This window comes from Brevibacterium album DSM 18261 (genome assembly GCF_000426445.1).
Taxonomy (GTDB): domain Bacteria; phylum Actinomycetota; class Actinomycetes; order Actinomycetales; family Brevibacteriaceae; genus Brevibacterium; species Brevibacterium album.
On the sequence record NZ_AUFJ01000014.1, the window covers coordinates 186,828 to 205,588 of the forward strand.

The window sequence follows — 18,761 nt, forward strand, 5'->3', positions numbered from 1 at the left end:
GGGGCCGGTGAGCTGTGCACCCACCGGCGCCGTGCGGGTTCGCAGGGGATCAGAGCCGAGGCTGTGCGAGGAACCAGGCATTGGCCCGGGGGAGCCAGAACGGGACGAGGAGGGCCACGGAGAGGACCGCCGTGACGACGGCGCCCGTCGTGCCCGGTCCGGGGATGACCGCGGCGATGATGATCTGGTAGACCACCGCGGCGAGAGTGAGGAGCGTGAGCGCCATGCGCGCCCATTCCGCAGCCTCGCGCAGGCGCAACGTGAGGTAGAGCTGGACGATCTGCATCGCGAGGCCGATGATCCCGGTGGCGATGAAGGCGAGGATCAGTCCCCAGCGCACCGTGCCGAAGAGGCTCACCATCCCCGTGCCCCAGAGCACCACGGGGTTGACGAGTGCGCTGATGAATACGAAGAGGTAGGTGCCGATCATGCTCAGGACCGTGAGTGTGCCCAGCACGAGCCACACCCAGTAGCCGATCTTCGCATCCGTGGGCATGTGCGCGGTCGAGAAGATGCTGGAGAAGCCGCGCTCGAACCTGGGCCTGAGCGCGGCGGCGCTCCGCGGCCACTCCGCGGGGAAGCGGAACTGGTAGCCGGTGCTCTGCGCGGGTGAGCCGTGGGCTGGCATGCCGGAGCCGCTGCCGTGCTGAGCTCCGTGCGGCGGCTGGACCCCGTAATGCGGTTGCTGGGCCCACTGCGGAGGCGCCCCCTGCGGCTGTGATGGATTCTGCGGCTGCTGCGGACCCTGCGGACCCTGCGGACGCTGAGGCGGCTGGGCCTCATACGGGTTCTGCGGCGGCCGGGCGGCATACGGGTTCTGGGGCTGCGGCTGGCTGTGGGGATCCTGGGTCATGAGGCTTCCATCGCTGGGGTGCTGAGCTGTCGCCCGTCAGGACGCGGCGGGGCAGCTGCCCGGCTCTGGTGACGGCCGAAATCGCACCATATCAGCATGGAGACTTACGGTAAGTGCGCGGTGCGCCGTTCCGGGGTGTGGTGGTTCCGGCTCACTGGGCGGCCTCGACGCTGGTTCGCTCCCCGACCCCCGCAGCTCCCGTGCCGGTGCGCTGTGCGGTTCTCAGCTGCCCATCACCTCCTGCGCTTCCGCTGCGAACTCCGCGGCCGTGAGCCCGCGGCTGCGGGAGGGCAGCTCCTGCGGCTCGGGCAGATCGGCCTCGGCGACTCCTGTGGCGGAGAGCTTCCGTGCGGTGGGCAGGAAGCGCGATTCGAAGGAGCCGATGAGCCGGTTGTAGTCCTCGACGGTGCGGTCGAGGCTGGTTCCCATTCGTACGAGGTGCTCCGTCAGGGTGCTCACGCGCGCGTGGAGCTCGCGGCCGAGGTCGAGGATGCGGTGGGCGCTCCGGCTCAGATCGACCTGCTGCCAGTTGAGTGCCACTGTCTTGAGCAGGCCCAGGAGGGTCGAGGGTGAGGCGAGGATCACCCCCGCGGTGAGCGCATCGTCGATGAGGGCAGGATCCTCCTGTCCGGCGGCCGCGAGCAGCCCGTCGGAGGGAAGGAAGCATACGACGAAGCGCGGTGCGGGAGAGAAGGACTGCCAGTACGCCTTCTTGGACAGCGCGCTCACGTGTCTGCGCACCGCCCGTGCCTGCGCGCCCTCTCCCGAGCGCTCCGGATCCAGCCCGCTCAGCGGCGCCTTCGCGTCGATGACGATGCTCGCCTCACCCGGCAGGCGCACCACCATGTCCGGCCGCCCCGCGCCGGCGTCGGTGCGGACCGACACCTGGACGTCGAAGTCGACGTGTTCGAGCATGCCTGCGAGCTCCACGATGCGGCGGAGCTGGACCTCGCCCCAGTCTCCGCGTGCGCTGGTGGCGGAGAGCGCGGAGTGCAGCTCTGCGGCGGAGATGCGCAGCCGCTCGTTCTGCAGCGCGAGCTGGCGCAGCTGTTCGTCGAGGCCGGCCAGCCGTGCGGCCTGCTGGCGGTCCTGTCCGCTGACGTGCTGGCTGAGCGTGCGCAGATCGGCGGAGAGCGGACCGACGGCGGCCGTGAGCTCACCCGCGACCTGCGCATCCGCCTCGAGCGTCTCCGACCGGTCCTGCAGCAGGCGCGCCGTCGTCTCAGCGCGGACGAGGCGCTCCTGCAGGGAGGCGCGTGCCCGCGCCGCGCCCGCCAGCCAGCCGAGGGCGAGCCCGACGACGAGCGCGAGGAGGAGAGCGAATGCGAGCAGTGCGGTGTTCATGCCCCTATGCAAGCACGAGGCACGGACGCAGCAGAGGGAGGTCGCAGTCCGGAGTGGGCGCCGAGCCGGTGGCTTCGCTGCGCGCACGCACGCGCGAGGCGGAGGTCATCGTGCTGCACGCATGCAGGCCCACTCGCGCAGGACGTGTTCCCAGGACGCCGGTTCGAGGCCGTACTCCGCGGTGAGGCGACCGGGGTGGATGACTGCGCGGTCGGCCCAGAGGTAGTGCTGTCTGCCCAGTTCGCGGGCCATCGGGGAAGCGATTCCGGCGGCGCGGAACACCCAGCGGGGGATGCCCGTAACGGCAGGCGCGCCGGCTGCGGCGCCGACCGAGATCGAGTTCCTGTTCGCCGCCTCGGCAGCGGAGGCTGCTTCGTGGACGGCGGCCTCCCCGCGCGCGGCGGCCTCTCCGTGCGCGGCGGCCTCGTGCGCGGAGGCGGCCTGGGCGGCCCGTACGGCCTGGGCGGCCCGTACGGCCTCGGCGGCCATCCTGCGCTGGGAGAGCGGCGGCAGGGAGGGGGTCAGGAGGACCGCATCGCCGTAGGGTGCGAGCTCCTGCGCGTTCTGCGCCGCGACGATCATGGCCCGCGTGAGGTCGGGGATATAGGTGGCCGAGCGTGGGGAGTCGGGATCGCCCATGACCCAGGCGCGCCGCCCCCGCGCGGCAGGCTCCAGGACGAGGGAGAGGAACACGGAGGTGCCGGGGGCGGCAGTGGGACCGAGCAGGTCGGCCGCGACGACGGAGAGCGTCCGTGCGGGATGAGCGGCCCGCGCTGCCAAAAGGCGTGCGCGCACGTGTCCGAGCGGGGAGGCGGGAACAGGGGAGGCGATGGGACTGTCCTTCGCGGAGGCCATGCTTGGAGCCGAGGCCGCGGTGAGGCCGCTGTCCGCAGCCTCCTGCGCCTGCGGGTCCGACTCGTGACGCCCGTGCTCGTACGGGACCCGTTCGCGTACATCCTGTTCGCGCAGATCACGGGCGGCGAGGCCGAAGGCATAGACGGACTCGGGGAAGACCACGGGCACATCGGCCCGGGCCGCGACGTCCATGACCGCCTGCTCCCGGTGGGGCAGGTCGCGCTCCCACGCCGCCGCGCTGTAGCTCGAATGGATGCAGTGGAAGATCGCCGAGGCGCCGCGCACGGCCTGTTGGAGGACTTCCCGGTCGCCGGCGTCGCCGCGGACGAGCGCGGTCCCTTCCGGTGCGTGTCCGCCGCGGCGGATCACGGTGACATCGTGGCCTGCGGCGGTCAGGTCGTGGGCGAGCTGGGTGCCGATCTGTCCCGCTCCCGTGATCACACAGCGCATGCTTCCTCAATTCAGTGAGCAGTGTTCTCTATTTTCCTGAAACCCTAGACCCGAGGGGCGTGAATTTCAAGAGCAGTGCTCGCTGAATGGGCGTGGCTGCGCTTAGGGCGCAGCGCTCCGTGCGAGACTGACCGGCATGGCGGGACCGCGGAGGACGCATGCGCAGGCGCGCGCGGAGATGCGTGAGGGGATCATCAGGGTGGGGAACGCGCTGCTCGCGCAGAACGGGGCGGCGGGGCTGTCGGTGCGGGCGATCGCACGCGAGCTGGGGGTGGCTTCCTCGGCGCTGTACCGGCATGTGTCCAGTCGTGACGAGCTCCTGACGCTGCTGCTCGTGGAGGCCTATTCTGAGCTCGCGGGGCGGGTGGAGGCCGCGCTCATGGGAGCGGAGGCGCCGACGGGAGCGGATTCGGGCGCCGAGGAGGGTGTCGCGGAATCGGGGCCGCCGCCCACCAGGGCGATTCCCGAGGAGGGGGCTGGGCGCGAGGGGCGGGCGGCCTCGGCGGCGGTGCGATTGGCTGTGCTGGTGCGGGCGATGCGCGGCTGGGCGTGCGAGAACCCGGAGAAGTGGGCGCTGGTGTACGGCTCGCCCGTGCCGGGCTATGCCGCGCCGCCGGAGCGCACGGTGGGGCCGGGGACGGCGGTGCTGGGGCGATTCATGGCGATCCTGGCCGAGGGGAGCGGTGCGGGGGAGACCGAGCCGGAGCCGAGCGAGCGCTATGGGAAGGCGCTGGCCGCCGGTAGCGAGGAGCTGGGTGTGGAGGTGCCTGTGCGGACGGCCGCGGCCTCGGCGGAGGTGTGGACGGGATTGCTGGGCCTGATCAGCGCCGAGGTCTTCCGGCAGCTGGGTGCTGACCTCGCTGAACACGGCGAGGAGATGCTGGAGCTGTGGACCGCGGAGGTGGTGCGGCGGTTCGGGCTGGAGTGAGTGCGGGTGTGTCGTGTCTGCGGTGACCGGTAGGATCAGACGATGTGGCTCTTACTATCGGAATCGTCGGGCTGCCCAATGTCGGCAAGTCCACCCTGTTCAATGCTCTGACCCGCGCCGAGGCGCTCGCCGCGAACTACCCGTTCGCGACCATCGACCCGAACGTGGGCATGGTCCCCCTGCCGGATCCGCGGCTGGGTGAGCTGGCGAAGGTGTTCGGCAGCGAGCGCATCCTGCCGGCGACGGTCTCCTTCGTGGACATCGCGGGCATCGTCAAGGGCGCGAGCGAGGGGGAGGGGCTGGGCAACAAGTTCCTGGCGAACATCCGTGAGGCGGATGCGATCTGCCAGGTGACGCGGGCCTTCGCGGATCCGGACGTGACGCGGGTGGAGGGCTCCGAGACGCCGGCCGGCGATATGGACACGATCTCCACCGAGCTCATCCTCGCTGATCTCCAGACGATCGAGAACGCGCTGCCGCGGCTGGAGAAGGAGACCAAGCGGAAGACCCTCGAGCCGAGCGTGCTCGAGAACGTGCAGAAGGCCAAGGCCCTGCTCGAAGAGGGGACCACGCTGTTCCACGGCGCCGAGGCCGCGGGCATCGACGTCTCCGAGCTGCGCGAGCTGCAGCTCATGACAGCCAAGCCGTTCATCTACGTGTTCAACACGGATGAGGAGGGACTGGCCGACGCCGCGATGCAGCAGCAGCTGCGGGAGCTCGTGGCTCCGGCCGAGGCGATCTTCCTCGACGCGAAGTTCGAGTCCGAGCTGATCGAGCTCGACGAGGCCGAAGCGCTGGAGATGCTGGAGTCCACCGGTCAGGAGGAGTCTGGTCTGGACCAGCTGGCGCGGGTGGGTTTCGACACCCTCGGCCTGCAGACGTATCTCACCGCAGGGCCCAAGGAGTCCCGGGCGTGGACGATCCCCAAGGGAGCGACCGCACCGCAGGCCGCCGGAGTCATCCACACGGACTTCGAGCGCGGCTTCATCAAGGCCGAGGTGGTGAGCTTCGACGACCTCATGGCCGCAGGCTCCATGGCCGATGCGAAGGCAGCCGGCCGCGTCCGCATGGAGGGCAAGGACTACGTGATGGCGGATGGGGATGTGGTGGAGTTTAGGCACGGAGGGCAGTCTGGGAGCGGGAAGAAATGAGTGCTGGGACAGCCGTGCATCTGCAGTCTGGCGACGACATCGACGCGAATACAGTCAAAATGTCTCGAGAACTGCGCGTACTGCCGGGCAACTCGGGTGCTGCACGGAGAGAGGTGCTGACCTCCGCTGAGGTGCTTGAGCGGGCCCAGCGTTTCCCTCGCCTGCGGTACATGGGCTCCAAGTACCGCCTGCTGCCCCACCTCGAGCGTGTTTTTGCCCAGGTCGGCGGCACGACGGCTGTCGACGCTTTTTCCGGTTCCGGGGTGGTCTCCTACCTGCTCAAGGCCCAGGGGTTCCAGGTCACCAGCAACGACTTCTTGAACTTCCCCTCGGTCATTGCTCGCGCGACGGTGCAGAACTCCTCAGTCAGGCTCGACGACGAGACTGTGGAGACGATCCTCGGGCCGCCCGCCGACGACCGAGACTTCATCCAGTCGACCTTCGACGGTCTCTACTTCACGACCGAGGATCGGAAGTTTCTCGACTCGGCTTGGTCGCACATTGACAGAATCACCGGATACAAGAAGGACATCGCGATCGCTGCATTGGTGCTCTCGGCGGCACGCAAGCAGCCCCGCGGTGTCTTTACCTTCACTGACTCCACTAGGTACGCCGACGGACGCCGTGACTTGCAGCTCTCCCTGCGTGAGCACTTCCGCGAACGGGTGGCCGCCTACAACGCCGTGGTGTTCAGCAACAAGCTGCGCAGCCAGTCGTTGCGGGGCGACGTTCTCGACATTCCCACCAGGGCTCCCGATATCGCCTATCTCGACCCACCGTATGCGCCCCCGCGGGACGACAACGACTACATCAAGCGCTACCACTTCCTCGAAGGGCTCAGTGTCTACTGGCGCGACGTCAAGATCATGGAAAACACGAAGACAAAGAAGCTTGAGAAGCGCTACACCCCCTTTGCCTATAAGCGGACGATCGAGAATGCGCTATCGGGTACCTTCGAGCACTTCAAGGACGCCGGTGCGATCGTGCTGTCGTACTCCTCGAACGCGATCCCCGGTGAGGAGAGGATCGTTGAGTTGCTGGGCCAGTTCAAATCCTTGGTCGAAGTAGTCTCGATCGATCACAAGTACCACTTCGGCACTCACGCAGCGGCGACCCGCAGGGACGTCAGCGAGTTCCTCTTCATTGGACGTGACGAGTGAGCGCCGCCGTCCCCTTCGAGGAATACCTGAGCAAGTTGGGTCGACTTACCGCCCACATCGACCCGACTGCGTCGACTCCTGAAGCCGATGACATCAAGGATGCGGCATCGGAGCTTGAAGCGCTCAGCATGATTGACGTGAACAAGCTGGCAGAATGGGCGAGGGCCAACCCGAAAAGCGTGCCAGTGCTCGGTCTCGTCGTCGGACTCGGCCAGGAGAAGCTGAAGAATGCGCTACGGGACAAATTCGATACGACGGGCTGGGTGACGCTCGCCAGAGAGCGGCCAGGCGAGCTGGTCGCATGGCTCGACGAGCACTTCGACCTTGTTCGGATGCTCAACGTGCAGCGAGAACGCGATTACTCCTTCGGGGATGTGCTCGTCGCACGCGCTGGTAGTCGGGTGACTGCCACCCAGGCAGGCAAGTCCGGCCGGAAGGTCGAGGACGAGATCGAGGCGATCGCCTCGGACCTCGGCCTCCCTTACGAGACCCGTACGCGGTTCACAGGCAGGAACGGCCAGACTGCGCCCTGCGACCTGGTCGTGCCGGACTCAGGTGCTGCCCAGATCGTCGTCGCTGCCAAAGGATTCGACTCCACCGGGAGCAAGCTCACCGACTCGGTGCGTGAGATTCAGGAGATGGCAGAGATCCGCCTGCCGCGGCAGTTCGTCATTGCTGTGATCGACGGGATCGGCTGGAAATCTCGCAAGGCGGATCTGAAGCGCATTCACGAGCTCTGGGAAACCCAACAGATCGACGGGATGTACACACTTGCGACGCTTGACCAGTTCCGCGATGACCTTGAAGAGGCCGCGAAGCTGCGGCAGATCATCTGAACTCGCCGGGTGAATGACCGATGGTCGCGCGCAAAACCAGGCAATACGTCGCGGCAGCGGTGGAGTCCTTGACGCTCGCCATCGAGCTGTTCAACCGCCCGAGTCCGACAGGGCGTGAACATGCCACGGTGATGATGGCGGCTCATTCCTTCGAGATGCTGTTGAAGGCTGCGATCTATGAGGATCGGAATAAGGTCAAGTTCTCCGGCAGCGACCGCTCCTTCGACCTCGGCAAGTGCGTGGCCGTAGCGGAGACCTCCCTCGGCATCATCGACGAGGGCGATCGTGTCGTGCTGCTCGCGCTCAAGGAGGACCGCGATGCGGCCACTCACGACGTCATCGTGATGAACGACGACGTGCTGTGGCTGCACCTGCGCTCGGCAGTCACAATCTTCCGAAAGGTCCTGATCGGTCTCACTGGTCAGGATCTCACCGATGTGATGCCCGGCCGGGTGCTCCCAGTTTCTGCCACTCCGCCGACGGAGGTCGGCCTCGTCGTCGGCAAGGAGTTTGAACAGATCTCGGAGCTGCTGCGACCGGGCAAGAGGCGAAGCGCCGAGGCGAGGGCGCGGTTGCTGCCGCTCATGTCCCTCGACCGGGCGGCGCGCGGGGAGACCGCGCCTCCGACCGAAGGCGAGATCGTTCGGACCCTGCAGGCGGTGAAGGACGGCACGGACTGGGCAACCGCGTTCCCCGGGGTCGTCGGCCTCCAGCTTGTCGGCTCGCCGCGCCCCTCGGACCAGGTCCAGGAGATCAGCCTCAAGATCGATCCGAAGCGCGGAGAGCTGCCCGTCCGTTTGGCTCGCGAAGGCGAGGACGCCGCCGCGTACCGCGAGATCGACACCTTCGACAGATACTCCCTCAAGCTGAGCAGGCTGGGGGAGAAGCTCGAGTTGACACGTCACCAGGGCTACGCCGTGATCCACCACCTCGATCTCAAGTCGGATCCGGCGTGCTACAGGTGCAAGACGACGTCCAAGGGCAACATCGCTTGGCAGGGGCTGAGTAATCGGGCGCTGGAACGGGCGCGGAAGGCTCTGGCCGACGGGTTGGACGTCGACGCCGCAGTGACGAGGTACAACGCCCATAACGCCAGCAAAGCCAAGAAGAGACGCTGACCTCGCGTCGAAGCGACGTCGTGCGCAGAATGCAGTATAAGCATGAGCGAGTTCCGGTACGTAGAGCTATTTGGCGCGTAGACTGGAGGCATGTCCGCATCGCCCGTCCGCGCCGTCCTCTACCTCCGCGTCAGCGAGGATCGCGAGATGGACGGGCTCGCGATCGACCGGCACCGCGAGGTGTGCCTGAGAATCGCCGACGAGCGGGGCTGGAAGATCACCGAGGAGTATGTTGACCAGTCGATCTCGGCGACGGACAAGTCCAAGGTCCGGCCGGCCTACGACCGCATGGTCGCCGACTACGCCGCCGGCAGGATCGACGCGATCCTCTGCTGGGACCTCGATCGCCTCACCCGGCAGCCGCGCCAGCTCGAGGACTGGATCGAAGCGGCCGAGGAGCGCGGCCTCAAGCTGGTGACCGCCAACGGCGAGGCGGACCTCACCACCGACGGCGGGCGCATGTACGCCCGGATCAAGGCGGCCGTGGCGCGTGCCGAGGTCGAGCGCAAGGCCGAACGCCAGTCCCTCGCCCACAAGCAGCGGGCGAGGCAGGGTCGAGCGCCGAAGGGGCAGCGGCCGGTCGGCTACGCGACGAGCGGCGACGTCATCGAGCACGAGGCCGCCGCCGTTCGCGAGATGTTCCGCCTCTTCGCGATCAAGGACGGCACGACCATCGCCGCGATCGCCCGCGCTCTGTCGGGCATTGACGGCCCGGAGGTCCCGAAGTCCCTGCCGCAGATGACCCGGCACAGTCGGACGGCGATGATCGAGCGCAACGAGCGCCGCGCGGCCGAGGGCCTCGCGACCAAGCCCGTCCCGGACGACGGTCGGTGGCACAGCTCGAGCGTTCTTGACATCCTGCGCAACCCCCGCTACGCCGGCTACTCCGTGTACACCAATCGGATGGATCGGACGCAGAACAAGAGGCGGACCTGGTACAACCAGATCGTCGAGGACGACGACGGCGAGCCGGTCCACGGCCAGTGGGATCCGATCGTTGACGAGCTAACCTGGTGGCGGGTCCAGGAGCGCCTCAACGAGCCGTCCAGGATTACGAACAGGACCGGGTCGACCGCCCGCAAGCACCTCGGTGCCGGGCTGTACCTCTGCGGGTTGTGCGATAGGCCCGTGCGCACCGGTTCCGCCCGGTACCGCTGCGCCGCCTGCGGCATCAATCGGACTCGGGGGCACGTCGACGACTGGGTGCTCAAGCTCGTCCGTGCTCGCCTTGCTCGTCCCGACCTCGCCGACTCGGTCCCGGTCGCCGACGAGCCGCGCCTGCAGGCGATCCAGGCGCAGATCGGTGCGCACCAGGCGAAGATCAAGCGTGCTGAGCACGACTATGAAGCGGGCGACATCGAAGGGCACCTTGTGAGGCGCATTCGAGAGAGGGAGAGCACAGCCATCGCCGCGCTGGAGACCGAGCGGCGATCTCTCACCGCCACGACGGACCTTGGTGGCGTCCTCGACGCCAAGGACCCCGTGAAGGCGTTCGAAGACGCCGACCTGATGATCAAGCGCCGCGTTATCGACTTCCTCTGCACCGTCCGGCTCTACCCGCACCCGCGCGGGAAGAAGACCTTCGACCCAGAGACGGTGAAGGTCACGCCGAAGTAGAGGACTGCAACTGGATTCCGGCCATCAGATCCGAGGGGGTCACGCCGAGGCCGTGCGCCAGCCGGACGATGACGTCCAGCGTCGGGTTCCGAACGCCCCGCTCGACCCCGGAGACGTATGTGCGGTCCATCTCGATGTGATGGGCGAACGCCTCCTGCGCCCAGCCCTGCGCTCGGCGCAGCTCCCGAACCCGGTCGCCGAACGCCCGGCGATGATCGGGAATCCTCATGATTCAACAGAATCTGTAAGATGATTACCAGTCCACGGACTATGAGTCACATGGCCGAGGAATCGAGACGCCACTCGCGCAGGTCGACTGGTCCACTGAGTCGTCGCGCGAGTGTCTGGAGAGATGGGGGAAGCTCTTGACCGCGACCGCAGCCCGCAAGATCGCCGTCGCCACATCGTCGCTCGCCGCCGCGGTGCTCCTGCTCGCCGGGTGCTCAGGCGGGACTGGTGAGGCTCCTGATAGCGGCGGAGACGCCTCGGGCGATGGCGACGTAGAACAGAGTTCTGCGGTCGTGTATCAGGTCGACGAGGTCAAGACCGATGACGGCAACCCGTTCACGTCCGACTCGCCGGTCACGATCGAGCTCTCCGACGAGCTGGAGAGCGCTCTGCCGACCGGGGCGCAGATGACGGTCGGTCAGTACACGATCAGCGCGAAGGCCTTCGAGACCGGCATGTGCCGACTCGATGTCGAGACCGTGTTCGCCAACGGCGGCCAGGACACTCTCTCCGCGACACGTGAGCGGGGAGGGGACAACCCCCACGAGTTCGTGATGTCGGCCCTGACGAAGGATCGAAAATATTCCGATGCCATCGTGGTCGACGCGCCGCCGAGCGACGAGGACCTCGAGGACGACGGCGAGTACATCACCGATGATTTCACGCGGATGACGTTCGTCGACCGGTGCAGTGAGAACGCCACCGACCGCTTCCTGCCGCTCGACTTCCTCTACCCGGGCGAGGACGGCGACGAGCTCGAGAGCTTCGCCGACGTCGACATCGCGGTCGTCGGCGGAACCCAGAGCGGGAGCGCCGGAGCCACGTTGTTCCTCATCGGCGACACCGAGGCTGAGCTGACGCCCGCGGGTGACTGGAGATCTCCGGAAGAGGACTGACCCCGGAGCGAACTCACTGGGAGGAGACTCATCATGGCCACGAAGACGCTCGTCATCTCGGACATCAGCGGCGAGCCGGACGCGGAGACGGTGACGATCGGCCTGCGCAGCAACTGGTACGACGTTGACCTGACCGCGTCGGAGCGGACCGAGCTCGAGCAGATGCTCACGCCCTACATCCAGGTCGGCCGCAAGCCCGTGCGGAAGCCGTCGAACCGGTTCGTGCCGGAGACGACGCCCGACGAGCGCGAGGAGATCCGCGCCTGGGCGAAGGAGCAGGGCTACGCCGTTGCCGATTACGGCATGGTGCCGAAGAAGATCTACAGGGCCTACACGGCGGCGCACGCGTGACCCGCATCGCGCCGATCTGGTACTACGAGGGACGGGTCGCCTACCCGAGCCGGGAGCAGCTTCGCCGTGCGCGGCAGATGCTCGACCTGGACTTCGGGGACGGCGGGCGGCCGACACTCGATCTCGACTGCACGCACATCCAGCGGCTCGTCGTCCGCGGGCCCGCGCATCGGATCGAGGAGCTCGACGCGCAGATGCTGCGGAGGTTCCGCGACGACGTGGGCCATGCGCGGGGCCTCCGCGTCCTCACCCACGAGACCGACAGGGACAGCACCCACAGCAAGGTGACGATCACCCGCGAGATTGTCTACGTCATCGAGTCGCGGCCGACTCGAGGGTACGTGAAGCTCACACTGAAGTCCGAGGTGCCGCAGGGGCATCCCACCGGCGCGGGCTCCGACCGCGGATCGGTCACCAACCCCGCCTACGACGGACTCTTCTCGGGCCTGGACGGCGTATCCAAGCGCCGCTGACCGCGACCCCGCCGCGTCGCGGCGTCGCGGGTGAGGTGGACTTCGAGGACACGGGCCCGCGCCAGGTGCTCCAGCGTCCGCACGGAGGGGGCAACGTCGCCCCGCTCGAGGCGGGCGACCCGGGGCTGCGCCCAGCCGAGCTGCGCGGCGAGCCCGGTCTGGCTCAGGCCGTGCTCGGCGCAGTGCCGGACCACGGCGGCGCTGACGGCACCGGCCGGCTCGAGCCGGTCCGCCCCGGCCGCGTAGGCCGGGTCTACCGCATAGCGCTGACGGCTGATCTGAGCGTGAGGCGTCAACTCGGAGACCTTGGCCACGGCCCCATGCTAGGACGGGCAGGAGGCGTCCGGTCAAGGACCGACTGAGACACTGTTGTGATGACTGACGATCCCGCTCCCAACGTCGACCTGCCCAGCGCCGTCGCCGACGGCTTGATCTACGCCTGCGCCAGGTACGCCGCCGACAAAGCACGGGCGCTGCTGGACGAGGAGCCCGGCATGACGGCTGTCGACCTCCTGCAACGGCTCGAGGACGAGGCCGAGATCGTCGCCGACAGCCTGCCGCTGACGGTCAGGGACTGACCGGCTCCCCAGTCGCTGCGCGCTCCGCCAGCACGCTGTGCACCGCGCCCACGGACACCCCGGTCGCCCGGGCGATCTCGCGGATCGACTGCTCGTCCTCGTCGCGCCGGGCGATGATGATCCGCCGGAGGTCGTCGGTGACCTTCCGAGGACGCCCGCCGACCCGGCCGCGCTTCCGCGCCGCCTCGAGTCCGTTCTTCGTCTTGCGGGCGATGTCGCGGCGACGGTCCTCGGCCAGCGCCAGCGCCAGGTCGAGGATGAGACTGCGCTCGGTGTGCTCGCCGGCGGCGATGCCCTCGAGCACCTTGACGGCGTACCCCTGCTCGAACAGGTCGTTGAGGACGATGAGACCCTCCAGGAGACTGCGGCCGAGCCGGTCGACCTCCTGCACCGCGAGCATGTCGCCGTCGCGCATGTAGTCCAGCGCCGCCTGGAGGTCCGGCCGGTCGGCCAGGGCGAGCCTCCCGCTGACTTTCTCCTCGAAGACCCGCACGCAGATCGGATCGAGCGCGTCGTGCTGCCGGGCAACTGGTGACGGTGTTCGCGTTGACACTGGCGGTCGCGGCCCCGGTGCTGAGTTGGCTGCTGAGCTCGCTAGATCGACGGAAGGCGCTCCAACTCGCGCTAGCCGTGTTCGTTGTTGGGAACATCGCGACCGCGTTGAGTCCGAACTATCCGATCATGATGTCGGCTCGGGTCCTCACCGCTCTCGGTGCCGCGTCAATCACAGCCTCGGCATCAAGTGCGGCTGTCGCGATCGCTCCCGAAGCACGCCGCGGCCGGGCGATGGCGTTGGTCATCGGTGGCCTGACGCTGTCGACCGCGCTGGGCATGCCGCTCGGTAACCTGATCGGCGGCGTCGACTGGCGACTCACGTTGTGGGCCGTTGCGGGACTGGGGGTGCTCGCCGCCTTGGGGATCTCGGTGTGGTTGCCGAGGGTGTCGCTCCCAGCCGTCAGCTTGACCGCCCGTCTTGCGCCGCTGCGCCAGGTCAACGTGCTCACGATCCTGATAGCGACGACGCTGGTCATGGCCGGGCACTACACCCTCTACACCTACATTGGCGCGATCACCGCGGACGCCACGACCGATACGTTTCACCAAGCGCTCATCCTGATCCTCTTTGCCTGGGGCCTTGGCGTCCTGGGCGGCAACTTCCTCGCCGGGCTCTGGGCGGACAAGCGCTCAGGCCTAGGAGTCGCAGTGGCCGCACTCGGCAGCGGCACCGTGCTGCTCGCGGTCAGCCCGCTCACCGTTGGCCACCTGGCGATCGTGATCGTCTGGGCGGTCGTCTGGGGAGCAACTGACGGGATGGCCTCGGTGGTGCAGCAACACCGCTTGGTGGCGATCGCGCCCGCATCCGCACCACTGCTGTTCGGGCTCAACTCCTCAGCCATCTATGTCGGCGTCGCGATAGGAGGTGTCCTCGGCGGCGTATCTCAGGAGTGGTTCGCCATCACGCTGCTCGGCATTCCCGCGGCCGCCATAGCGCTGCTCGCCACGCTGATGACCGTCGTTGACGGGCGACGAAGCAGGAGTGAACGAAGAGCACGGGGTCAGGTCGAGTACGCCCGCTAGGACGAGGGCGCGTAGCGGAAGCCATGGACCAGAGCCGAGTCGAGCTGTTTGCCGCAACTAGACCGTCGCGGCGCAGAGCTGTTGTTTCAGGTTCTTACCGAACGCGAAGAGAAGGCCTCCGTCGCGATCGCCTCCAACGAGTCGTTCTCCGGCTGGACCAAGACCTTCACCGATCCGCGACTCTGCGCCGCCATCGTTGACCGCCTCACCTTCGGCGGCACCATCATCGAGACCGGCACCGACTCCTACCGCCTCGCCCACACCAGGCAGGCAGTCCAGCGCGGCTGAGTCCAAGGAGCGGTGTCGAAGCTCATCGACAGAGACGACCGAGATCAGGCCCAAGCGGTGTCAGAGCAGACCGACAAGTGGTGTCGGATCTGACCGACGTGGCCACCGCAAGGGGCGCGGATCCGCTCTTCGACGCATGCTGCTGTATGCTCGTGAGGCCGGTTTCCCGGGCGGGGCTGCGCGGTTGATGCAGGCAGCGACCGCCATCGGCATGCCGGGCAGTCGGATATCCTGTACCTGGCCGGTCGCCCGTCGCCGAATCAGTGCCCATCGTGGTAAATGCAGCGTCATCCACCGACCGTGGCTTCTTCACCATCGGGACCCGGTGGTGATCGCCGGAGCCCACATCCAAAGTGTTCGGAGGTATACACGTGTCCGCTTCGTCGCACGGTTCTCATCGGGTCTTCTCCTTCGGCACCCTCCTGGATGAGAAGGTGCAGCAGCACCTCTTCAGCCGGACTGTGGTCCCGTCACCGGATTCGCTTTCCGGCTATGAGCTCACTGAAGTCGTCATTGAGGATGCAGCGGTGATCGCGGCCAGTGGGCTGGACGTCCACCGTGGGCTGACGCGGCGACTCGGCGGCGCAGTTGACGGTGGAGTCCTCGAGCTCACCGACGCAGAGCTTGCGCGAGCCGATGCATACGAGGTGTCGGACTACACCCGACGTCGTGTGCAGACATCGCGTGGCGGGGCTGCCTGGGCATACGTGGACGCGAGACCGCTCGCATCGGCAGAGCGCATTGCGGTCGTGGGCGATTCGCTCGCGTCTGGACTCACGGACCCCAACACCGGCTGGTTCTCTCTCCTCGCTGGGGCGCATATCCGACGCGACGAAACGCATCACCGGTTCTTCGATCTCACGGTCCCAGGAGCCACGATCGGCAATGTCGTCGACTCACAGCTCGCGGACGCTTTTCGCCGTTCCCCGGACACGGTGATCGTCACGACCGGGTTCAACGGCCTCTCTTGGTCTGCCGCGTCGACGCCGACCAGCGTCACGGAGACCATCTCACTGGTCAACCAGGTGGCAGACACGATCGAATCCAGCGGAGCACGGCCTGTCGTTATCGGACCGCACTGGCACGACGAGCAGCGCGTCCGGGCAGAGCTCGGCATTGATCTTCCGAGCAGTTCTGTGATCGGCATAGACCGTGAACTCATGGCGTGGAGCACGCGTACGTACCGCGACTACATCTGCGTGCGCGATGTACTGAGGGACCGAAGCGATCTCTTATCCGTCGGTCTGCACCCGACCGCCGAGGGCCATGCCCTGCTGGCTCGGCGACTGTTCACGACGATCGCAGCGGACGTGCCGGTTGCCTGAACCGACGGGCGGCATCGCTGTCGGACCTACCTGGAGCGCCCGACTCGATGGTGGACTGTCCGAAGCAGGACTGAAATTCTCAGCGCTGCTCGAGAGTCGCCACGCGAGTCTCCTCGGCCGCGGCTTCCCAGTCCGGCCAGTTCTCGCGCAGGTCCTCAGCGACGGAGGCAACGAGGACCTCGACGCTGAGCATGCCGATACTCGGTGAGGAGCCCATCGCTGCCGCGATCGTCTCGATCGTGACCGTGCCGTCGATGCAGGCGATTGCCGACTGCCAGCCCCCCTGCCCGATGAGGAGCAGATCGCGGGCAGCGTCGTAGCCGTCCTTTCCGGGCATGTCCTCGCAGTAGTGCCCGGCGTCCCGGTCGACGATGATCGTGAACTCCTGCGGGTCCTCGGTCTCCGCATAGGCATGGAAGCCGCATTCGAAGATCTCGTGGTTGACCGGAGCCATGCTCTCCGTACGGGTCAGGCCCGGCCCGGTGAAGCCGGCGATCTGCTCGACAGCCTCATCGGGGAAGAGATCGGCACACATCGCGTCTTAGTCATCGAGCGCCGGCACCGCCGTGGCCGCTGCACGCCAGTCCTCGACTGCGAGCACCTCCGGGTCCGAGGGGGCCTGTGCCGACTCCTCCGCACCCGCGTCTGCCTGCTCAGGCTTGCCCGCATTCCCGCCACCGCAGGCGGCCAGCCCCACCGCCAGCAGGGCGGCCAGCGGGGCCAGCTTGAGGCGCGGACGCGGCCCCCTTCGTTCTGCGTTCGTCATCGTTGGCAATAGGATCCCCTTCTTCTCTCTTCGCCTCGGTCCAGCCTATCGCCGAGTGCTTTCAGAGCCGCCGTCGGGTCGGCGCGGACATCGGAGTGCTGCTGTCATCCTCTGTCCGTGCTCACCGTCTGGTGCAGCTCGGACAGAAGGACCGCACCGGCAGTGCCGATCGCCGTCCCGGCTACGACCTGGATGAGGTCGACGAGGGGGTCCACTCCCGTCTGATGGACCGGCGTTGTGGAACTCATGAGCCTGATGGTGAGCAGCGCCAGCGAGTACAGGCCGCCCGTCAGTGTGGCCCCGCCGCCGACCCAGGCGAGAGACAGAGGCACCCAGACGCGCCAACGACCTGGCACCTTGAGCGTCAGCATGAGCAGACCCGCAAGCGCCGCGGCAGCGAAAAGCGCCGACGTGCCGTCTGCGAGCCGCTCCGGCAGGCCTCGACTCTGAATCATGTGTGCTGAGAGTCCCCACGTCGCACCGAGGCTCCAGCACAGCCGGACCGTCGACACCACGGCAAGCAGGAGTCCCACGCCCCACCCGAGAAAGAGCAGGGCGCGCTTCGAGGGATTGGCGCAGCGCTCCGCGAGGCGTCCGGTCAGCACGCGGTTCCACCGGTCGCGCGCGTAAAGAACGAACGACGCCGCGATGCCGATCGCCTGCGCGCCGAACCCGAGGTAAACCAGCGGCCCCACCCAGGGCGCGAGCGACCCATCGCCGGCCGGCGAGAGTCCGGTCAGGACCGATCCGGCGACCGCCGGCCCGTTCACGATGAACGGCGCGAGCAACCCGATCCCGATCCAAGCCGGAATGAGCACCAGCCACGCGGGAACCTTCAGGCCCCACGAGTGGGTGAACGTGAGGATGATCGCGACTGCGACCAGTTCCATGACCGCGGTCACGATATTGCCGCTCTGGACGACCGCGGGGTCGAGTGGAGACGGTGCGAGGATGCCTGCTGTCGAGCCGAGGATCCACAGCAGCTTGAGGGTCAGGTACGGCACCACCGCTGCTACGGCGAGGTAGCCGATGATGAGTCGGGCCCAGCCGGGATGCCTGGCAACCGACAGGGCGTCACCGGTAGTGGCGGTCTGGGTCAGCGTCGCGTCGGTAGTCCCTGTCGATGTTCTCATGGCTCCAGCCTCTCGATCGTCGGTCGTCATCGCTTCACCCACTCGGGTGATCTCTGGTCCCCACACGGGTGACATCCGGTCCACAGGTGCGATCGGATCGCCGACCTCGTACAACCGTCGGATAGGGAAACCGATAGGAACGCAACCCAGGGCGAGTCAATCGAGGCGATTCTCGGCTCAATCCCGGTGACCAGGTGCGCCGCCCCGGCACTGGTTCACTACCACCGGCGCGGCCCGGGGTGCCATGGTCCCGCTTCACCGTGTGGTATCAGCTGCTCCTGCCATCCCGGGTAGGTCCGCGCGCGTTCACGTGTCATGAATACGAGACCGAAAAGGATTCCTCCAGCGACGAAGTTGATGTCCATGAGGCAAGAGGCCCAGAGTGTCGCCGTGTTCGGATCCGCCACCCCGTAGATCTGCTGGTAAGCCAGGCCAGAGAGTCCACCGTCGGCGAGCCCGGTTTCTCGGAGCCACGTGTCGATGAGACCGCTGATTCCTCTGGCGCACAGCACGATGCCCGCTATTGCCGAATAGGTGGCAATCACCCATCCGGGTGGCCTGTGCTCAACGGGCCGCATGCTCAGTGCGATCAGGACGAACCCTGCCGTGAACGCCAACAGGATCGCGGCGGTAAACGCCACAGCCGCGATCGAGTCGACCTCGGGGATGGTCTTCTCGGCGTCGCCGAAGCCGACGGTTCCACCGAGTTCCCAATAGACGTGTATCGCCGCGAACAGCACCATCCAGACCAGGGCACCGACTCTCGCCCGCAGATTCCACTGCGGCCTCCTGCCCTGGCTCATCGGTTTCCTCGATCGGCGGCACACGCCGAC

22 protein-coding genes and 1 pseudogene are annotated in these 18,761 nt (G+C 67.3%); 13 read left to right on the top strand and 10 right to left on the bottom strand.

From position 1 onward, the window contains the following. Nucleotides 1–49: 49 nt before the first annotated feature. The 3 genes from K318_RS0112090 to K318_RS0112100 form a co-directional block, all read right to left on the bottom strand. Entirely contained in the window at nt 50–628 is a 579-nt protein-coding gene (locus K318_RS0112090) for a hypothetical protein (protein WP_029089672.1), read from the bottom strand. Between the two features lie 447 nt (nt 629–1,075). Beyond that, nucleotides 1,076–2,197 (bottom strand): DNA recombination protein RmuC, encoded by a 1,122-nt coding sequence (locus K318_RS21545; RefSeq protein WP_035281757.1) that lies wholly within the window; start codon nt 2,195–2,197, stop codon nt 1,076–1,078. Nucleotides 2,198–2,302: 105 nt separating this feature from the next. Beyond that, the gene (locus K318_RS0112100; protein WP_084500137.1) at nt 2,303–3,502 is read right to left on the bottom strand and encodes an NAD-dependent epimerase/dehydratase family protein; all 1,200 of its coding nucleotides are present in this window, start codon (nt 3,500–3,502) and stop codon (nt 2,303–2,305) included. Between the two features lie 136 nt (nt 3,503–3,638). On the opposite strand from K318_RS0112100, the gene K318_RS25045 reads away from it, so the two are divergent. The 6 genes from K318_RS25045 to K318_RS0112130 all read left to right on the top strand — a co-directional run bounded on the left by K318_RS25045 (nt 3,639) and on the right by K318_RS0112130 (nt 10,312). Beyond that, nucleotides 3,639–4,430 (top strand): TetR/AcrR family transcriptional regulator, encoded by a 792-nt coding sequence (locus tag K318_RS25045; protein ID WP_051297942.1) that lies wholly within the window; start codon nt 3,639–3,641, stop codon nt 4,428–4,430. A gap of 44 nt (nt 4,431–4,474) precedes the next feature. Next, entirely contained in the window at nt 4,475–5,581 is a 1,107-nt protein-coding gene (gene ychF, locus K318_RS0112110; RefSeq protein WP_029089674.1) for a redox-regulated ATPase YchF, read from the top strand. Between the two features lie 14 nt (nt 5,582–5,595). Beyond that, on the top strand, nt 5,596–6,741 hold the full coding sequence (locus tag K318_RS0112115; protein WP_245579884.1) for a DNA adenine methylase: 1,146 nt from the start codon (nt 5,596–5,598) through the stop codon (nt 6,739–6,741). Then, nucleotides 6,738–7,577 (top strand): hypothetical protein, encoded by an 840-nt coding sequence (locus tag K318_RS0112120; protein WP_029089676.1) that lies wholly within the window; start codon nt 6,738–6,740, stop codon nt 7,575–7,577. The genes K318_RS0112115 and K318_RS0112120 overlap by 4 nt, the downstream gene beginning before the upstream one ends. Before the next feature lie 20 nt (nt 7,578–7,597). After that, nucleotides 7,598–8,695, top strand: a complete 1,098-nt coding sequence (locus K318_RS0112125; protein WP_029089677.1) for a DUF3644 domain-containing protein — start codon at nt 7,598–7,600, stop codon at nt 8,693–8,695. A gap of 90 nt (nt 8,696–8,785) precedes the next feature. Beyond that, nucleotides 8,786–10,312, top strand: coding sequence for a recombinase family protein (locus tag K318_RS0112130; RefSeq protein WP_029089678.1), 1,527 nt, complete (start codon nt 8,786–8,788; stop codon nt 10,310–10,312). Here K318_RS0112130 and K318_RS0112135 read toward each other — a convergent pair. Then, nucleotides 10,299–10,541 carry a helix-turn-helix domain-containing protein gene (locus tag K318_RS0112135; RefSeq protein ID WP_029089679.1) on the bottom strand — a complete coding sequence of 81 codons (243 nt, stop codon included), beginning with the start codon at nt 10,539–10,541 and terminating at the stop codon, nt 10,299–10,301. The genes K318_RS0112130 and K318_RS0112135 overlap by 14 nt on opposite strands. A gap of 136 nt (nt 10,542–10,677) precedes the next feature. Between K318_RS0112135 and K318_RS21555 the strand changes: the two genes are divergently transcribed. From K318_RS21555 to K318_RS0112150, 3 genes are read left to right on the top strand one after another with little or no spacing between them, the layout of a single operon-like run. Continuing rightward, nucleotides 10,678–11,436, top strand: coding sequence for a hypothetical protein (locus K318_RS21555; RefSeq protein ID WP_035281759.1), 759 nt, complete (start codon nt 10,678–10,680; stop codon nt 11,434–11,436). A gap of 33 nt (nt 11,437–11,469) precedes the next feature. Next, nucleotides 11,470–11,787 carry a histone-like nucleoid-structuring protein Lsr2 gene (locus K318_RS0112145; RefSeq protein ID WP_029089680.1) on the top strand — a complete coding sequence of 106 codons (318 nt, stop codon included), beginning with the start codon at nt 11,470–11,472 and terminating at the stop codon, nt 11,785–11,787. Beyond that, complete coding sequence (locus K318_RS0112150; protein ID WP_029089681.1) at nt 11,784–12,260, top strand: hypothetical protein; 477 nt, start codon at nt 11,784–11,786, stop codon at nt 12,258–12,260. Before K318_RS0112145 ends, K318_RS0112150 begins: the two co-directional genes overlap by 4 nt. Here K318_RS0112150 and K318_RS21560 read toward each other — a convergent pair. Next, nucleotides 12,212–12,574, bottom strand: coding sequence for a helix-turn-helix domain-containing protein (locus K318_RS21560; RefSeq protein ID WP_035281761.1), 363 nt, complete (start codon nt 12,572–12,574; stop codon nt 12,212–12,214). The genes K318_RS0112150 and K318_RS21560 overlap by 49 nt on opposite strands. A gap of 60 nt (nt 12,575–12,634) precedes the next feature. Between K318_RS21560 and K318_RS0112160 the strand changes: the two genes are divergently transcribed. After that, a complete protein-coding gene (locus tag K318_RS0112160; RefSeq protein ID WP_156913981.1) occupies nt 12,635–12,838 on the top strand; it encodes a hypothetical protein in 204 nt (67 codons plus the stop codon). On the opposite strand, the gene K318_RS0112165 is transcribed toward K318_RS0112160, so the two are convergent. Next, the gene (locus K318_RS0112165; protein ID WP_245579885.1) at nt 12,828–13,331 is read right to left on the bottom strand and encodes a recombinase family protein; all 504 of its coding nucleotides are present in this window, start codon (nt 13,329–13,331) and stop codon (nt 12,828–12,830) included. The genes K318_RS0112160 and K318_RS0112165 overlap by 11 nt on opposite strands. A gap of 38 nt (nt 13,332–13,369) precedes the next feature. Here K318_RS0112165 and K318_RS21565 point away from each other — a divergent pair, with 38 nt between their 5' ends. The 3 genes and pseudogenes from K318_RS21565 to K318_RS25050 all read left to right on the top strand — a co-directional run bounded on the left by K318_RS21565 (nt 13,370) and on the right by K318_RS25050 (nt 16,029). After that, nucleotides 13,370–14,416, top strand: coding sequence for an MFS transporter (locus K318_RS21565; RefSeq protein WP_051297943.1), 1,047 nt, complete (start codon nt 13,370–13,372; stop codon nt 14,414–14,416). Nucleotides 14,417–14,470: 54 nt separating this feature from the next. Then, nucleotides 14,471–14,704: pseudogene (locus K318_RS0112175) on the top strand (ATP-binding protein); the annotation flags it as partial. A gap of 371 nt (nt 14,705–15,075) precedes the next feature. Then, nucleotides 15,076–16,029 carry a GDSL-type esterase/lipase family protein gene (locus K318_RS25050; protein WP_051297944.1) on the top strand — a complete coding sequence of 318 codons (954 nt, stop codon included), beginning with the start codon at nt 15,076–15,078 and terminating at the stop codon, nt 16,027–16,029. Nucleotides 16,030–16,108: 79 nt separating this feature from the next. On the opposite strand, the gene K318_RS0112185 is transcribed toward K318_RS25050, so the two are convergent. The 4 genes from K318_RS0112185 to K318_RS0112200 all read right to left on the bottom strand — a co-directional run bounded on the left by K318_RS0112185 (nt 16,109) and on the right by K318_RS0112200 (nt 18,731). Continuing rightward, the gene (locus tag K318_RS0112185; protein ID WP_029089685.1) at nt 16,109–16,564 is read right to left on the bottom strand and encodes a hypothetical protein; all 456 of its coding nucleotides are present in this window, start codon (nt 16,562–16,564) and stop codon (nt 16,109–16,111) included. Between the two features lie 6 nt (nt 16,565–16,570). Beyond that, the gene (locus K318_RS24760) at nt 16,571–16,795 is read right to left on the bottom strand and encodes a hypothetical protein (RefSeq protein ID WP_029089686.1); all 225 of its coding nucleotides are present in this window, start codon (nt 16,793–16,795) and stop codon (nt 16,571–16,573) included. Nucleotides 16,796–16,899: 104 nt separating this feature from the next. Continuing rightward, nucleotides 16,900–17,928: a hypothetical protein gene (locus K318_RS0112195; RefSeq protein WP_029089687.1), complete on the bottom strand. Its 1,029-nt coding sequence runs from the start codon at nt 17,926–17,928 to the stop codon at nt 16,900–16,902. A 218-nt stretch (nt 17,929–18,146) separates the two neighbouring features. Further along, on the bottom strand, nt 18,147–18,731 hold the full coding sequence (locus K318_RS0112200; protein WP_029089688.1) for a DUF3995 domain-containing protein: 585 nt from the start codon (nt 18,729–18,731) through the stop codon (nt 18,147–18,149). Between the last annotated feature and the right edge of the window lie 30 nt (nt 18,732–18,761).

Coding starts and splice junctions, on each gene's coding strand:
- K318_RS0112090 (WP_029089672.1), bottom strand. CDS start 628: ATGCCAGCCCACGGCTCACCCGCGCAGAGCACCGGCTACCAGTTCCGC.
- K318_RS21545 (WP_035281757.1), bottom strand. CDS start 2,197: ATGAACACCGCACTGCTCGCATTCGCTCTCCTCCTCGCGCTCGTCGTC.
- K318_RS0112100 (WP_084500137.1), bottom strand. CDS start 3,502: ATGCGCTGTGTGATCACGGGAGCGGGACAGATCGGCACCCAGCTCGCC.
- K318_RS25045 (WP_051297942.1), top strand. CDS start 3,639: ATGGCGGGACCGCGGAGGACGCATGCGCAGGCGCGCGCGGAGATGCGT.
- K318_RS0112125 (WP_029089677.1), top strand. CDS start 7,598: ATGGTCGCGCGCAAAACCAGGCAATACGTCGCGGCAGCGGTGGAGTCC.
- K318_RS0112130 (WP_029089678.1), top strand. CDS start 8,786: ATGTCCGCATCGCCCGTCCGCGCCGTCCTCTACCTCCGCGTCAGCGAG.
- K318_RS0112135 (WP_029089679.1), bottom strand. CDS start 10,541: ATGAGGATTCCCGATCATCGCCGGGCGTTCGGCGACCGGGTTCGGGAG.
- K318_RS0112145 (WP_029089680.1), top strand. CDS start 11,470: ATGGCCACGAAGACGCTCGTCATCTCGGACATCAGCGGCGAGCCGGAC.
- K318_RS0112160 (WP_156913981.1), top strand. CDS start 12,635: ATGACTGACGATCCCGCTCCCAACGTCGACCTGCCCAGCGCCGTCGCC.
- K318_RS0112185 (WP_029089685.1), bottom strand. CDS start 16,564: ATGTGTGCCGATCTCTTCCCCGATGAGGCTGTCGAGCAGATCGCCGGC.
- K318_RS24760 (WP_029089686.1), bottom strand. CDS start 16,795: ATGACGAACGCAGAACGAAGGGGGCCGCGTCCGCGCCTCAAGCTGGCC.
- K318_RS0112195 (WP_029089687.1), bottom strand. CDS start 17,928: ATGAGAACATCGACAGGGACTACCGACGCGACGCTGACCCAGACCGCC.
- K318_RS0112200 (WP_029089688.1), bottom strand. CDS start 18,731: ATGAGCCAGGGCAGGAGGCCGCAGTGGAATCTGCGGGCGAGAGTCGGT.